Annotated in this window: 14 protein-coding genes; 4 read left to right on the forward strand and 10 right to left on the reverse strand. The window is 64.9% G+C overall.

The features are described from left to right. Positions 1–241: 241 nt before the first annotated feature. A complete protein-coding gene (locus tag H7828_RS11860) occupies positions 242–922 on the forward strand; it encodes a hypothetical protein (RefSeq protein WP_226781251.1) in 681 nt (226 codons plus the stop codon). Between the two features lie 3 nt (positions 923–925). Here H7828_RS11860 and H7828_RS11865 read toward each other — a convergent pair whose 3' ends face one another. Genes H7828_RS11865 through H7828_RS11880 form a run of 4 tightly spaced genes read right to left on the reverse strand, consistent with a single transcriptional unit; the run spans position 926 to position 4,889 of the window. Further along, on the reverse strand, positions 926–1,984 hold the full coding sequence (locus H7828_RS11865; protein WP_226781252.1) for an Ldh family oxidoreductase: 1,059 nt from the start codon (positions 1,982–1,984) through the stop codon (positions 926–928). A gap of 6 nt (positions 1,985–1,990) precedes the next feature. Further along, positions 1,991–3,271: a TRAP transporter large permease gene (locus H7828_RS11870; RefSeq protein ID WP_226781253.1), complete on the reverse strand. Its 1,281-nt coding sequence runs from the start codon at positions 3,269–3,271 to the stop codon at positions 1,991–1,993. 11 nt (positions 3,272–3,282) lie between these two features. After that, entirely contained in the window at positions 3,283–3,852 is a 570-nt protein-coding gene (locus H7828_RS11875; protein ID WP_226781254.1) for a TRAP transporter small permease, read from the reverse strand. Between the two features lie 53 nt (positions 3,853–3,905). After that, positions 3,906–4,889, reverse strand: a complete 984-nt coding sequence (locus tag H7828_RS11880; protein WP_226781255.1) for a sialic acid TRAP transporter substrate-binding protein SiaP — start codon at positions 4,887–4,889, stop codon at positions 3,906–3,908. 268 nt (positions 4,890–5,157) lie between these two features. Between H7828_RS11880 and H7828_RS11885 the strand changes: the two genes are divergently transcribed. The 3 genes from H7828_RS11885 to H7828_RS11895 all read left to right on the forward strand — a co-directional run bounded on the left by H7828_RS11885 (position 5,158) and on the right by H7828_RS11895 (position 8,178). Then, complete coding sequence (locus tag H7828_RS11885; RefSeq protein ID WP_245398692.1) at positions 5,158–5,457, forward strand: type II toxin-antitoxin system RelE/ParE family toxin; 300 nt, start codon at positions 5,158–5,160, stop codon at positions 5,455–5,457. A gap of 59 nt (positions 5,458–5,516) precedes the next feature. After that, the gene (locus tag H7828_RS11890; RefSeq protein ID WP_226781257.1) at positions 5,517–7,136 is read left to right on the forward strand and encodes an MFS transporter; all 1,620 of its coding nucleotides are present in this window, start codon (positions 5,517–5,519) and stop codon (positions 7,134–7,136) included. A 103-nt stretch (positions 7,137–7,239) separates the two neighbouring features. Further along, on the forward strand, positions 7,240–8,178 hold the full coding sequence (locus H7828_RS11895) for a nucleoside hydrolase (protein WP_226781258.1): 939 nt from the start codon (positions 7,240–7,242) through the stop codon (positions 8,176–8,178). Here the strand turns inward: H7828_RS11895 and H7828_RS11900 are convergent. The 6 genes from H7828_RS11900 to H7828_RS11925 form a co-directional block, all read right to left on the reverse strand. After that, the gene (locus H7828_RS11900) at positions 8,175–8,750 is read right to left on the reverse strand and encodes a DUF1190 domain-containing protein (protein ID WP_226781259.1); all 576 of its coding nucleotides are present in this window, start codon (positions 8,748–8,750) and stop codon (positions 8,175–8,177) included. The two genes, H7828_RS11895 and H7828_RS11900, sit on opposite strands and share 4 nt — an antisense overlap. Before the next feature lie 19 nt (positions 8,751–8,769). After that, a complete protein-coding gene (locus tag H7828_RS11905) occupies positions 8,770–9,996 on the reverse strand; it encodes a glutathionylspermidine synthase family protein (RefSeq protein WP_226781260.1) in 1,227 nt (408 codons plus the stop codon). 61 nt (positions 9,997–10,057) lie between these two features. After that, complete coding sequence (locus tag H7828_RS11910) at positions 10,058–11,596, reverse strand: tripartite tricarboxylate transporter permease (protein ID WP_226781261.1); 1,539 nt, start codon at positions 11,594–11,596, stop codon at positions 10,058–10,060. A 7-nt stretch (positions 11,597–11,603) separates the two neighbouring features. Then, positions 11,604–12,140: a tripartite tricarboxylate transporter TctB family protein gene (locus H7828_RS11915; protein WP_226781262.1), complete on the reverse strand. Its 537-nt coding sequence runs from the start codon at positions 12,138–12,140 to the stop codon at positions 11,604–11,606. Then, the gene (locus H7828_RS11920; protein WP_226781263.1) at positions 12,140–13,138 is read right to left on the reverse strand and encodes a Bug family tripartite tricarboxylate transporter substrate binding protein; all 999 of its coding nucleotides are present in this window, start codon (positions 13,136–13,138) and stop codon (positions 12,140–12,142) included. Before H7828_RS11920 ends, H7828_RS11915 begins: the two co-directional genes overlap by 1 nt. Then, a complete protein-coding gene (locus H7828_RS11925) occupies positions 13,135–14,748 on the reverse strand; it encodes a sulfatase family protein (RefSeq protein ID WP_226781264.1) in 1,614 nt (537 codons plus the stop codon). The genes H7828_RS11920 and H7828_RS11925 overlap by 4 nt, the downstream gene beginning before the upstream one ends. Between the last annotated feature and the right edge of the window lie 35 nt (positions 14,749–14,783).

Consider the following 14,783-nt stretch of genomic DNA (forward strand, 5'->3'; position numbering starts at 1 on the left):
CCCCAATACGGGACAGTCAAGATGGCCCCCAATACCATAACTACCGATTTTTTCTTCTCCATTGGTCAAGGTTCGAGGGTCAGGTGAAACGAAGCCTTGACAGAATCGTGGTTCAGGACGCAAATCAGGGGAGAGGTCGCAAAAGGCGTTGTCGAATGCCTGGCCCACCAATCGGCCCGGCAAGAGGCCAGACAAACGAGGCGGGCATCACCCCAGGGGTTCGATGCAAACGGGGGCAGACATGCTTTCACACAAGGCCGTTGGCCCCAATGCGGGTGCGCGCAAGTACGATATCATAACCGCCCTGGGGGCCCATGCCCTTTCCGGCGACAAGCACGATCACCGGCTGGTGTTGCGCCTGATCACGCTGATCACGGCGCGCTACAACTGGGCGCGCAATGAACTGGCCGTGGGCCAGCGCGAAATCGCGCGCCTCTGGTCGGTCGATGAACGCACGGTCAAACGCGAGATGGCAAAACTGCGCGCCAGGGGCTGGCTGGTGGTCAAGCGGCAGGGCGCGCGGGGCCGGGTAAGCGAATACGGCATCGACCACGAACGCCTTCTGGAGGACACGCGCCCCACATGGCCCAATGTCGGCCCCGATTTCGATCTGCGCATGCAGGGCACGCCCGAACCCTCGAGCGTGGTGCCGATGCCGGTGCGTGGCGCGGTCACGGCGCCCGATGTATCGGATGGCACGGAATGGACCCTGGCGCAGGCGGTGCTGCATGCCGAGGATGCCGGGCTTTACGGCAGCTGGCTGCGCGCCCTGGTGCGCGAGGGCAGGGCAGGGGGGCGGCTGAGCCTGCGCGCGCCCAGCCGGTTCCATGCGGCCTATGTGCAGACCCACCTGCGCAATCGCATCCTTGCGGCCTGCCAGACCGTGGACAGCGACGTGTCCGACGTGACGATCAGCGGCTAGCTCTCAGCCACCAACCACGGGCGCGACGTTCAGTGTGCGCGACAGCATGGCGAAAGACTCGATCGTCACGGGATCAAGGGGGATGCCCTCGGCAGCGCGGAGTTCGGCCTCGGCCCATTCACGGTCGCCCGGGGCCATGACGCGGGTGCCGGGGCGGGCGGGCGAGCTGCGCAGCAGTTCGAGATAGCGGGTGATGCCGGCCTGTACCAGTTCGGCGCCCGCAAAGGCCTGTGGGTCAAGCGCGATGACGAAGGCGCCCATGCCGCGCGGCGTGGAAAAATCGGGCCCGGCCATTGAGGGGATGTCGCGTGAAAGCTTCATGCCGGTCATGACGGCCGAAAACAGCTCGGCCACACCGCCGAGGGCCGCGCCCTTGAAGCCGAACATCCCCCCGAGGGGCGCCAGCATCACCGCGAGGTTCGGATCATCCACATCGGCGCCGCTATCGTCCGAGGCCACACCCTGGGGGAGGGAGGTGCCGAGCGAGCGGTAAAGCTCGACCCGGTTGTAGGGCACGGCGCTGGTGGCCATGTCCAGCAGCCAGGGGTTGCCCGGCGCCGGACAGGCGATGGAAATCGGGTTGGTGCCGTGAAACCGGTCGGCCCCGTCATGCAGGCGCACGAAACTGTCCGAGTTGCAGGTGACAAGCGCCATCATCCCTTTCTGCGCGGCGCGCAGGGCATAGGCCCCCGCCGGGCCGAAGTGGGATGAATTGGTGATGCCCACCGCGCCGATCCCGGCCTCGCGCGCCAGGTCGCAGGCGTGTTCGACGGCGGCGAAGGTGGCGCGCGCGCCCTGGGCATCGTCGCCGTTCAGCATCCCCGAACCGGCCCGCGTGCGGGTGAACTGCAACTTCGGCGCCTTGTTCAGCCGCCCGCCTTGCAGGGCCTTGGTGTAATGGCCCAGAAGACGCACGCCGTGGCTGTCCACCCCGTGGTTCGACCCGTGCATCATGGAATCGGTGCAGTCGCGCGCGGTTTCGGCATCCGCCCCGGCCGAAGTCAGAACGGCGCGGCAGAATTCGGCCAGCCGGGGGCCGGGAACGGAAACGGTATTGGTCATTGTGCCTCAGCGATAGATCAGGGTGGGCAGCCACATGGTCAGCCCGGGAATGAAGGTGATCAGCAACAGCACGATCACCAGCGGAACGAGGAAGGGCGCGGTGCCGACGACGCATTGTTCGAAGGGCACCTTGGCCACCCGCGACAGGACGTAAAGCACCATGCCCACGGGCGGCGTCAGCAGCCCCAGCATCAGGTTCAGCACCATGATGACGCCGAAATGCACCGGATCGATCCCGATGGTCACCGCGATGGGAAGAAGCACGGGCACCATGATCGTGATGGCGGCCACCGTCTCCATGAAACAGCCGACGATCAGCAGGATCAGGTTCATCAGCAGCAAAAGCACCCAGGGCCGGTCGGAAATGGTGAGAAGACCGGCGGCGAAATGCTCGGGCACGCGGTTGCTGGTCAGGATCCAGGCAAAGATCGCCGCGGCCCCCACCACCAGAAGCACGACAGCGGTGGTTTCGATGGTGTCGAAGCTGACCCGCAGGAACCGCGGCAGCGACAGGGTGCGATAGACGATCAGCCCCAGGAACAGCGCCCAGGCACAGGCGGCCACCGCAGCCTCGGTCGGGGTGAAGGCCCCCGACAGGATGCCGCCGACGATGATGACTGGCGTCATCAGCGACAGGAAGGCACGCTGGAAGGTGGACCACAGCACCGACCAGTCGAAAGACTGGTCGCGGCCAAAGCGCCTGCGCCGGGCCATGATGGCGATCATGATCATCAGCGACCCGGCCATCATCAGCCCCGGCACGAAGCCCGCGACGAAAAGCTGGCCGATGCTGGCCCCGGCGACGACCCCGTAGATCACCATGGGAAGCGAGGGCGGGATGATCGGCCCGATGGTCGAGGAGGCGGCGGTGATGCCGACGGCGAATTTCGCGTCGTATTTCGCATCGCGCATGGCCTTGATTTCAATGGCCCCCAGGCCCCCGGCATCGGCCACGGCGGCGCCGGACATGCCCGCGAAGATGACCGATGCGCCCACGTTCACATGGCCAAGCCCCCCGCGCATCCAGCCCACCATGGCCAGTGCGAAGTTGAAGATCCTTTCGGTGATGCCCGCGGTGTTCATCAGATTGCCTGCCAGGATGAAGAAGGGCACGGCCAGCAACGGGAAGCTGTCGACGCCATTGATCATCCGGTGGGCCACCACCATGGGCGGGGGCGTGCCGTTGAAGAAGATGAAGACGGCGGATGACCCCGCAAGCGCAACCGCCACCGGGACGCCGAAGATCAACATGCCGAACAGCATGACGAAGAGCCAGATGATGTCCAAGGGGCCGTCTCCTAGTCGATTGCGCGGACTTGATCCGCATATTTTTCAGGGTCGATAAGCTTGCTGGTGCCGGTGCGCAGATGGCGCCAGGTGTTCCAGGCGGAATAGAGCGCCATGCAGACGAAGGTGGCGGTCACGATCCAGTAGACGGTCGCCTTGGGAAATTCGAGCGAGACCATCATCTGCCGGGTGCGCGATGCGATCTGACCGCTCAGCACCGCAAGCATGAGAAAGAAACCGGTGCTCAGCACGTCGATGCAAAACTGTGCGATCCGCCGGCCGGTGCGCGGCACCCAGCGATAGATGAATTCGACGGCGATGTGGCTTTGCTTGCGGGTCGCCATGATCGAGCCGACGAAAGTGACCCCGATCAGCAGGAACCGGGCGATTTCCTCGGTCCAGGCGATGGAATCGTTCAGGATGTAGCGGGTGAAGAATTGCAGGAAAACGATGAACGCCAGCACCCAGAACAGGATCAGCACCGGCGCATCGACCCATTGCTGGTCCGACAGGTCGATCTTTTCCTCTTCCAGCACGATCGGCGCGGTGAGATGCGGTTCGTTGGGGGGCTGTCCGCTCATGGGATGTCCTTGCCTGGGGTGCAGGCGGGCCCCATGGCCCGCCCGCGCGTCGCTTATTCGATGGCCTGAAGCCGGTCATAGGTGGCCTGGTCCCAGGTGGCGGCCGGGCCGTTGTGCAGCTTTTTCACCGCTTCGATGAAGGGGCCGCGGTCAACCTCGTTCACCTGAACACCTTCGCCGCGGAACCACTCGGCCAGTTCGCCTTCGGCCTTGATGATGGCGTCGGTGGCGCAGACGGCGGTTTCCTCGGTCACCTTGCTCAGCGCCTGCTGGTCGGCTTCGTCCATGGCATCCCAGGCCGGGCCGCCCACGATGGTCAGCAGGGCGTCGGTGATGTGGCCCGTGAGGTTGATGTTGCTTTGCACCTCATAGAACTTCTTGGCCTGGATGGTGGGCAGGGGGTTTTCCTGTGCATCCACGGTGCCCTGCTGCAACGCAAGGTAGACCTCGGCAAAGGCGATGGGGGCCGGGTTGGCGCCGACGGCCTCGGGGAACATCATGTAGAGCGGCGCGTTCGGCACGCGGATCTTCATGCCCTTCATGTCCTCGGGTGTGAGAACCGGCTTGTTCGAGGTGACATGGCGCGCGCCATAATAGGTCATCGCCGTGATGTGGTGGCCGGTGGCGTCGGTATAGCCCTGCGACATCTCGCTGAAGAGATCGGAGTTGCGGTAGTGATCCCAGTGATCATAGTCGCGGAACATGAAGGGCGCGCCGCCGATGGCGATGGGGCCAAAGGAACGGCCGGCGAAAAGCTGACCGGTATAAATGATGTCGACGGTACCAAAGCCCAGGCCTTCGTTGATGTCCACTTCCTTGCCCAGCGACGAGGCCGGATAGACTTCGATGCCGTAACGCCCTTCGGTTGCGTCCATCAGCAGGTCGTTCGCGGCGACGGCGCAGGTGTGATAGGGTTCGCTTGTCTCGTAGACATGGGCCCATTTCAGCTTCGTCTCGGCCGAGGCGGCGGCCGGCAGAAGGCTGATGGCGGTGGCAATAGATGCGGTTGCACACAGCAGTTGTGCTGTTTTTTTCATGGTATTCCTCCCAAAAGATACCTTGGCGCAACAAGATGGCGCGCCAAGGTCACGCGATCACCTTATGGGTTGCGCCGCATGTGGCAAGAGAAGGCTTGCCGGGGCGTCTGATTTTTTTCGGACTCCCCCCGGAGTTGAGCCGTCCGGCAGGGGGCGGGATGTGCAATGACGGAAATACCCGCATGTCATACTTCTGCCTATTCACGGGGGGGTGCCATGGCCGCAACAAGCGTCACAGGGGCCGCGCTGGGAAGAATTCATCGCATTGATGCTGAAGGAAGGGCGCTACGGTTCCACAAGCGAGCGGATCCGCGCATCGCTCAGGCTGATGGAAGTGCAGGAGGGCGCGCGGCAGGCCGACAGTTGCCTGAACGATATCGACAGGGCGCTGAGTGGGCTTGCAGTCCACCCGCTGCCTGGGGCAGATTGTCCGGACCTGATGCAGGGTGCCCGGCGATTGGTCACCGGGCGCCATGTCGCGTTTTACAGGGTCGAGGGCGAGCGGATCTTCGTGATCCGTGTCCTGCACCAATCCATGGATGCGTGGCGCAGGCTTCGGGAGCGCTGAGCGGGAACGGAAAGCGCCGTTTCCCCCCGGCATGAAACTGGACGAAAGGAAGAGGCAGAATGTCGGGTTCCGAAGCGGCGGCAAGGCCCCCGACCACCTTTTCGCCCTTTCGCCACAAGACATACCGCACGCTTTGGCTGTCGTCCCAGGCCTCGAACCTGGGGGGGCTGATCCAGTCGGTGGGCGCCGCCTGGCTGATGACTGACCTGACGGATTCGCCCACGATGATCGCGCTGGTGCAATCGTCGATCACCTTGCCGATCATGGTGTTTTCCCTGACCGCCGGCGTCTTTGCCGATTCCTTCAACCGGCGGCGGATCATGCTGTTCGCCCAGTGTTTCATGCTGACCGTGTCCAGCATCCTGGCCGTGCTGGCCTATTTCGATTTCCTGAACGCCTGGCTTCTTCTGTCCTTCACCTTCCTGATCGGCTGCGGCGTGGCCCTTCACAACCCGTCCTGGCAGGCGTCGATCCGCGATCTTGTCCCGCGCGAGGAACTGCACGCTGCGGTGGCGCTGAACAGTGTCGGCTTCAACCTGATGCGCAGCATCGGTCCGGCCATCGGCGGCATGGTGGTGGCGGTGGGTGGCGCGGCCTTTGCCTTTGCCATGAACGCCGTCAGCTATGTCAGCATCATCATCGCGCTGACCGTCTGGTCCCCCCCGGACGAGGCGCGCCGCCTGCCCAACGAATCCTTCTTCGCCGCGCTGTCCACCGGTCTGCGCTATGTTTCCATGTCCCATCACCTGTTGCGGGTGATCCTGCGGGGCGGGCTGTTCGGCTTTGCGGCGGTCAGCATCCTTGCGCTGATGCCGGTGGTGGCGCGCGATTCCCTTGGAGGCAGTGCCATCACCTATGGCATCCTTCTGGGCTGTTTCGGGCTGGGGGCCATCGGTGGCGCCTTCAGCAGCGGCTGGTTGCGGGTGCGGCTGGGCAACGAACGGCTGGTGGAACTGGGGTTCGGGTCATACGCCCTGGGCACGCTGTGTTTCGCGCTCAGCCCGAATGCGGTTCTGGCCGGCATTTCGCTTCTGGGCTGCGGCTGTGGCTGGGTTCTGGTGCAATCCACCCTGAACGTGTCGATCCAGCGCGGGTCGCCCCGCTGGATTCTGGGCCGGGCGCTTTCGATGCACCAGACCACGGTTTTTGGCGGCATGGCCATAGGGGCCTGGATGTGGGGGCGGGTCAGCGACGAATGGTCGACAACCGCCGCCCTGCTGGTGGCCACGGCGATTCTGGTCTGCGGGATCGTCCTTGGTGTGGTGTCGCGCATCGTGGATGTGGATTCGGACGAACTTGAACCTGCCGAGGGGTTTTCCAGCGCCCGCCCGCGCATGAACCTGATGGCGCGCAGCGGGCCGATCCTGATCTCGGTGGAATACGAGATCGACCACGACAGCGAAGAGCAGTTCCTGGCCGTGATAAAGGAACGGCGCCGGATGCGCATGCGCGACGGCGCGCGGCACTGGACCCTGGCGCGCGACCTTGAAAACCCCGACCTCTGGACCGAATCCTTCTATTTTCCCACCTGGTCGAAATACCACCTCTACAACCTGCGCCGCACCTCGCACGAGCTGCTGATCGAACAGCGCCTTGCCACGATGACCCGCGATCACGGCGGCATCCGCGAACGCCGACAGCTTGAAAGGCCGCATTTCTGGCTGGATGGTCATCACTGAGCGGGGCGATTGTGCCGGCGCCCCGGCTTGCCTATAAGCGGCCGATCGGGGCGAACCCGCCGCAGGGCCGGTTCCCCGCGGGGACCAGGACGGAGACAGGACAATGACGATAACGCCGGTGAAGATGGTGATCGATACCGACCCCGGAGTCGATGACGCGATGGCGATCCTCTATGTCGCCCACATGCCCGAGATCGAGCTTCTGGGCCTGACATCGGTTTTCGGCAATGTCTCGGTGGAAAAGGCAACACGCAACGCCCTGCGCCTGGTCGAGGATGCGGGCCTGAACGTGCCGGTGGCGGGTGGCGCCGCCGGGCCGCTGGCCCGCGATGCCCAGCCCCATTCCTATCATGTCCACGGGGCCGAGGGGTTCGGCGACATCCCGGCGCAGACCCCGAAGGGCAGGGCGCTGGACGAGGATGCTGCCGATTTCCTGATCCGCATGGCGCGCGAACATGCCGGGGAACTGGTGGTCTGTGCCATCGGTCCGATCACCAACCTGGCCGAGGCGATCAACCGCGACGCCGGTTTCGCCAAGAACGTGAAGCGGATCGTCTTCATGGGCGGTGCGGCCTTCGTGCCGGGCAATGTCACCCCCCATGCCGAGGCGAACACCTTCAACGATCCCCATGCCCTGAACGTGGTTCTGCAATCGGGCGCGCCCGTCACCATGGTCGGGCTGGACGTGACGATGCAGATCCTGCTGGACGGCGATGACTTCGCCGCGCTTGAACGGGCAAACCCGAACCACGGCGGGTTCCTGAACCGCGCCAGCGCCTTCTATCTTGAGTTCTACCGCCAGGTGGTGGGGGTTGCGGGCTGTGGGCTGCATGATCCGGCGGCGGTGATCGCCTGTCACCGGCCCGACCTGTTCGAGTCCCGCAGCGTCGCGATCCGCGTCATCGAAGAAGGCGAGGAGATCGGCCGCACCCTGCCCGTGGACGAGGGCGCGCCGATGGTCGAGGTTCTGACCGGCGGCGACATGGACGGCGTGAAGAACCTGTTCCTGCGCGCCTTCGGCCCCGCGACCGCGACGGCCTAACCGCCGACGCCGCGTCCGGTATTGCCGAAGCCGCCGCGCGATGCGGCGGTTGCGCGGGTCATCGGCGGTTTGCCCACGGTGGCGGCAGGGCGGGCGAACTGCCCCGCGCCCAGCTTGGCCTTGCCGGAATTGCTGCTGTAGGTGGTGTTTCCGGCCGGTGCCGCAAAACCGCCGCCCGGCGTGCGATAGAGCGGCTGGGACCGCGCCGCGCCGGCCCGGTTCGACAGCATGTTGCCCACCAGGTAACCGGCCAGCAGCGGCATGAAGATGCTGCCCGATCCGCTACCGCCGGTGGCAGAGGCCTCGTCTCCGCAGGCGCCTTCGCCGTGCTGTTCCTCGCAGACGGCCAGGCTGTCATAGCGGGGGGCGGTTTCGACGTGCAGCTCCTGGGCCTCGGCAAAGGCCTTGTCGCAATCCTCGGCGCTCAGCAATCCACCGCTCAGCGCGGCCTTTTCGCAGCTTTCGCGATCGGGATAGGCCTGGGCGTCGACCTGTTCTTCCTGGCAACCGGCAAGCGTGAAGGCCGCAGCCCCGACGATGCACAGCGCGACCCTGTTCGAACGTTTCCTCATATCGCGTCCTTTCTCGTCGTCAGTCTTGTATATAGTGCGGTTTGAACCGCGACAAATCCCGCGTGATGCGGCTGGCGTCGTCGCGCAGCCCCATCCCGACACAGGTTTCCCCCACGATCCAGGCCCCGATCACCGGGCGGAAGCCGTCGAAGACGGGCAGGGGGGCATAGGCCTGCACGATGCGGGGGTGTTCGCCGTAATCGCCATCGGGCGAGATTTCCAGCGCCGTGCCGTTCTGCATGATCCGCACGCCGGCCCCTTCGCGCGAAAAGATCGGCTTTGTCACATGGCCATGGGTCAGCAGGTCGCGCGCCCGGCCAAAGGCATCGGCCACCGAGGGGGCAGGTGCACCGGCCCCGCTGAGCGCGTCGCGCACATCGCTTTCGAAGAAGGCCGGCAGAAGATTGGGGTGCCCCTCGAACATCTGCCACAGCACCGGCAGAAGGCCCTTGTTGGACACCAGCGCCTTCCAGGGCGGTTCGATCATCCGGCAGCCCGATCCGGCGATGTATTCGGCATAGTCGCCGCGCAGCAGGTCTTCCCAGGGGAACAGCTTGAACAGGGCGCCGATCACGCGGTCCTCGTCATCCAGGAACTGGGCCTCGGTGCTGATGGCGATCTGTTCCAGGTCGGTATATTGGGCGCCAAGCCCGGCTTCGCGCGCGGCCCAGCCCAGGCATTCGACGGTGCTGTAATCCTCGGGGTTGCCCGCCGCGGCCGAGAAATGCACGTCGGTGCCGGGTTCGAAAATCTCGCCGAAGCGGGCCACCAGGGCCTCGTGGATGCCGTTGAACTGGTCGCACCCCTCGGGCAGGACGCCGCGTTCAAGCTGGCCCTCAAGCCAAGCCCATTGGAACGACGCGCTTTCGTAAAGCGAGGTTGGCGTGTCGGCGTTGTATTCCAGCAGCTTCGCATCGCCCTTGCCGTCATAGGCCAGGTCGAAACGGCCATAAAGCTCGGGGTCGCCGCGTTGCCAGCTTTCGGCAACCAGGTCGCGGTGGGCCTCGGGAATGGCGAGCCGCTCCATCAATTCCTGGCTGGTGACGATTTGCGCCACCGCCTCGCGGCACATGGCGTGCAGCTCGGTCGAGGGGTCTTCGATGCGGTCCTCGACCTCGGACAGGGTGAACCGGTAGGCCGAGGTTTCATCCCAGTAGGGTTCGCCATGCATGTCGGCAAAGGTAAACCCCAGGCGCTCGGCCTCGTCCCGCCAGTCGGGGCGTTCGGGAAGATCGGTCTTTTGCATGGGCAGCCTCCGGTTCGCTTCCCTCTACCTAGGGGTGCGGCGGGGCGAATAACAGGGCAAATCAGGGCAGGGGGCGTGGTTCGCCCCCTTTGGCGGCCGGGTCGGAGGCCGCCTTTTCACGGCGTGCCTTCAGGGCCCATTGCACGACACCTGCGATGCACAGGCCAAGGCAGATCACCAGGAGGGTGGCGGCGATGGGGCGCTCCACGAAGATCCACAGCCCGTCGCGCGAGATCAGCAGCGACCGGCGCAGGTTGTTCTCGACGATGGGGCCCAGGATCGTGCCGATCACCACTGGGGCCAGCGGATAACTGGCGGTGCGCAGAAACACCCCCAGGATGCCGAAGCCGAACATCACCCAGAGATCGAAGATCGAGGATTGCAGCGCGAAGGTGCCCACGGCGCAGAGCACCAGGATCGTCGGGATGAGCACGGATTTCTGCAACCGCAGCAGGTGCACGAAAAGCGGCACCAGCAACAGCCCGGCGACCAGCAGCACGATATTGGCGAAGATGTAGACAAGGAAGATGCCGCCCACGATCTCGGGCTGGTTCTCGAACAGCGCCGGGCCGGGAAAGAACCCGAGGATCAGCAGCGCCCCCATGAGAACCGCCGTCGTCGCATCGCCCGGAATGCCAAGCGACAGGGTGGGGATAAGCGCGCCGCCGCAGGTGGCGTTGTTCGCGGCCTCGGTGGCGACGATGCCGCCCTCGGCCCCTTCGCCGTACCCCTCTTCGGGGCGGGCGGCGGCCTTGGCGATGGCGTATGAGGTGAAGGCGCTGACATCGCCGCCCGCGCCGGGCAGGGCGCCGAAGAACGTGCCGATCAGCGACGACCGCAGCAGGTTGAAGCGATGGCGCAGCGTCAGCAGCAGCGCGCCGAAACCGGTGCGGGCGATCTCGGGGCGGGCCGCCGCCGTCAGGTTGGGCTGGACGACCTGGAACACCATCTCGGACACGGCGAACAGCCCCACCACGATGGCCACGATGTGAAAACCGTTCAACATCAGGTAGCTGTCGAAGGTGAAGCGATAGCCGGTGGAGAGCTGATCTGTTCCGATGGTGGCGATCAGCATACCCAGCGCGCCGGCCAGAAGCCCCTTCAGCGTGTCCTCTTTCGACACGACGGCGATGGACAAAAGGCCCATGACGCCAAGCAGGGTCAGTTCCGGGGGCGAGAACCGGGTGGCGAAGGCCGCCAGCAGGGGCGCGAAAAGGATCAGGAGAAGCCCGCCGAACAACCCGCCAAGCGCCGAGGCGCTGACCGCGATCCCCAGCGCATCCGACGCGCGCCCCTTCTGCGCCAGCGGATAGCCGTCGAACAGCGTTGCCGCGGCGATGGGGGTGCCGGGAATGCGCAGCAGGATCGCGGCAATCGCCCCGCCGCAACTTCCCCCGACGAAGACCGAAATCAGCAGCCCCAGCCCCGCCAGCGGTTCGACATAAAGCGCGACGGGCAAAAGCAGGACGACACCCATCAGCGGTCCGAGCCCGGGCAAGGCGCCGATCAGCAACCCGAGGATCACCCCCAGCACGGTCAGCCCCAGAACCTGCGGGGTGGCCAACAGCGCGCTGCCGGCGACAAGCATCTCAGAAATCATGTTTTCCTCACCAAGGTAGGGCGATGCCGAACTGTCCGCGCGGCAGAACGACGTTCACAAGCCCGCCGAACACGATGGACAGGCCGAAGGTCACGACAAGCGGAACGCCGATCAGCCAGAGAAGCCGCCGTTCCCCGCAAAGCGCCAGAACCGCCGTCACCAGAACCAGGCTGGACAGCAGATAGCCCACCGTCCCCAGCCCCACGAGATAGAGCGCGAAGAGTGCAAGCAGCGCCAGCGCCCGGCCCGCCCTGGCGCCAAGGGCCGCTGCCTCTTGGTCATATGGCGCGGCCATTGCGCGCCGGTGACGCAGCAGCGCAAGGCCGAACCTGGCCGCCAGAAGAACGGCAATCGCAATGGCCAGCGCCCGTGGATAGCTGGCGGCGTCGTTGTAGGCGCCGCCCGATGCGATGCCCTGGTCGGCCATGTTCGTCGCGATCTGCTGAAAGACGATGGCAACGATGATCAGAAAGATCACCGCCACCACCCATTCCGCGACAAGGCGCGCCGTCACCGGACCGTCTTCCGTTGACTGGATGCCCATCAGTTCAGAGAGCGCAGACGCTCTTCCTCCCAGAGCAGGGCATCACCCATTGCGCCCAGCTGATCGACGACGGGGCCGACGATGCTGTCGTAATCCTCGGGCGGATAGGCCAGGACGTTGAAGCCCATGTTGGCGATCTGCTCTTTCACCTCGGGCCGTTCCAGCGCGCGGCCCATGGCATCGGCCAGCACCTTGACGCGGTCGGCGGGGGTGTCGGGATGCACGACCCACCATGTCCACCCCATGGGGGCCAGGCCGGAAAGGCCAAGGTCGATGTCCATCTCCGCGATGGTCGGTGCGCCGTCATAGGTTTCCTTGGCGTCGGCCAGTTCCGACAGCACAAGCAGGACATTCGCCTTTTCCTTGTTCTGGCGATAGTCGGCCGGACCGTGGAAGGCGAAATCCAGCACCCCGGCATAGAGATCCTTGTGGGAATCCGGGTCGGACGGATAGGGGATGTTCTGCGCCACGACATCGTAGGATTGCAGAACCTTCGCGATCACCATGTGCGGCAGGTTGTTGCGCGATCCGGTGGAATAGCGCAGTTCGCCGGGGTTCTCGCGGCCCCAGGCCATCATGCCCTCGAAATCGTCCCAGCGGGTTTCATCCTTGCGCCCGACAATCGAAAAGGCGTTGGACACGGCCCCCCAGAGCGGCTTGAAATCCTGATAGGTCCAGTCGGCCTTGCCCAGCACCGGCATCAGGACCAGCGGCGCGACATAGCCGTCGATCACCGTGTATCCATCGGCGGGCTTGGACAGCCCGGTCTGCAGGGCCTTCGTTCCGGCCGCCCCCGGGGTCGAGATGACGGGCATGGAGACGCCCAGTTCCTCGCTCATCGCCTGGGCGATGATCTGGCTTGCCGCCATGGCCGCGCCCGGCGCCCAGGGGAACACGTTTTCCACCGTGCGCGTGGGAAAGTCCTGGGCCGTGGCGGCCCCGGCCATGCCGGCAGTGATCGCCACGGCAAGGCTGATTGCATTCAGGGTGCGTTTCATGTGGTCTCCTCCTTGGTTGTTTCGGCCCTGCCCTGCGAACGCGCGACGATGGGCGCGCCCTCCTCCTTGGAAAGGCCGTAGTGATCGAAAATCTCGGGTGGTGCGTGGTGTTCGGCCAGGTGGCGAAAAGCGGCCTGGCGCAGGCGCGATTTCACCGCCTCGTCGTCGATAGGCCGCATCTGGCCCGGGTCGGTTTCCAGGTCGTAAAGCGGCGAAGATGCGGGGCGCCGCGCCGCGGCCTCGAACCCTGCTTCGCCGATGGTCTGGCGGGCGGGAATGCGCAGCACCGGCGCGCCCTTGGTAAAGGGCAGGGGGGCGGAAAGTTCTGCGGTGGCCAGTTCCCCAGGGTCGAAGGCCCGGTCGATATGGGAGGGCGCCAGCGTGTAGTGCGCCAGGCCCTCGGCCGTCTCGCTTTGCGGGTAGAGGTAATAGGTATGGCGCCCGTCGGTGATGCAAAGTGGCCCGGCGAACATCCCCAGAACGGCACTGTCACGCCCCACCGATTTGCCCTGAAGGGCAGGCATCAACGATTTGCCCGTCACCTCGGGGGGAATATCCACCCCGGCCAGTTCAAGAAAGGTGGGCATCAGGTCGGTTGTCTGGGTCAGGCCGTCGTGACGGCCCGGTTTGCAATCAGGATGCGCGATCATCAGGGGAATATGCGCGATTTCCTCGTAATAGGGCATCTTGTTCTTGCCCCACCATTCATGTTCGCCCAGCAGGAAACCGTGATCGGTGGTCAGCACCACGCAGGTATCCTTCCAGGCGTCGGTGGCATCCATCCAGTCCAGCAGCCGGCCGAAATGTTCGTCACACATGGCAGTCAGCGCCGCATAGTTGCCGCGGATCTCGGCGATCTCCTCGGCCGAATTGGTGACCTGTTCGTAGATCGGCCAGTCGAGAATGCGACCGGTCTGCCCGACGTCATAGGCATCGCGGAAGCGTTGCGGCGCGCGGAACGGTTCGTGGGGGTCGAAACATTCAAGTTGCAGGAACCACTGGTCCGACTCGCCGTTGGTGCGCAGGAAATCGAAGGCCGCCTCGAAACACCGGGCCGTGGGCCAGTCGGCCTCGTCCTCCATGCTCAGCGCGTTGATGGCGCCGCGCGACCGGCGCCATGCGGTCTGCGAAACGGTGCCGCGCGTGGTGGGGCGGTCGGTGGGCAGGTCGTCCAGCGGGTAATGGCGCGGGTCGAACCTTTCCTTCAGCCGCTCGACCGGGGGGGTGACCATGACCTTGAGGGGGTCGTATTCCTGCCCGCGCACGAAATGCCAGCTGTCGAAGGCATTTACATAGCCCGCGCCGCCTTCCTCGAAATAATGCAGGTGATCCGACACGATATGCGTATAGGTTCCGGCCCCGCTCAGCAGGCGGGCATAGGAATTGTCGAAGGGTTCCAGCGGCCCCCACGAGCGGTGCAGGAAATTCAGCCGCCCGGAATGCATGTCGCGCCGGGCGGGCATGCAGGGCAGCGAGCCGACATAGTGCCGGTCAAAGACCATGGAGCGGCGCGCGAAGCGGTCAAAGTTCGGCGTTGCAACGGCCGTTCCGCCATAGGCGCCAATCGCCGAACGATTGAGCGAGTCGAACATCACGAAAATTGTCTTCATGCTGAATTCCTGTTGCCTGGGCTTCAGCATGTCAC

Source organism: Oceaniglobus trochenteri (assembly GCF_020529025.1).
Classification (GTDB): Bacteria; Pseudomonadota; Alphaproteobacteria; order Rhodobacterales; family Rhodobacteraceae; genus Oceaniglobus; species Oceaniglobus trochenteri.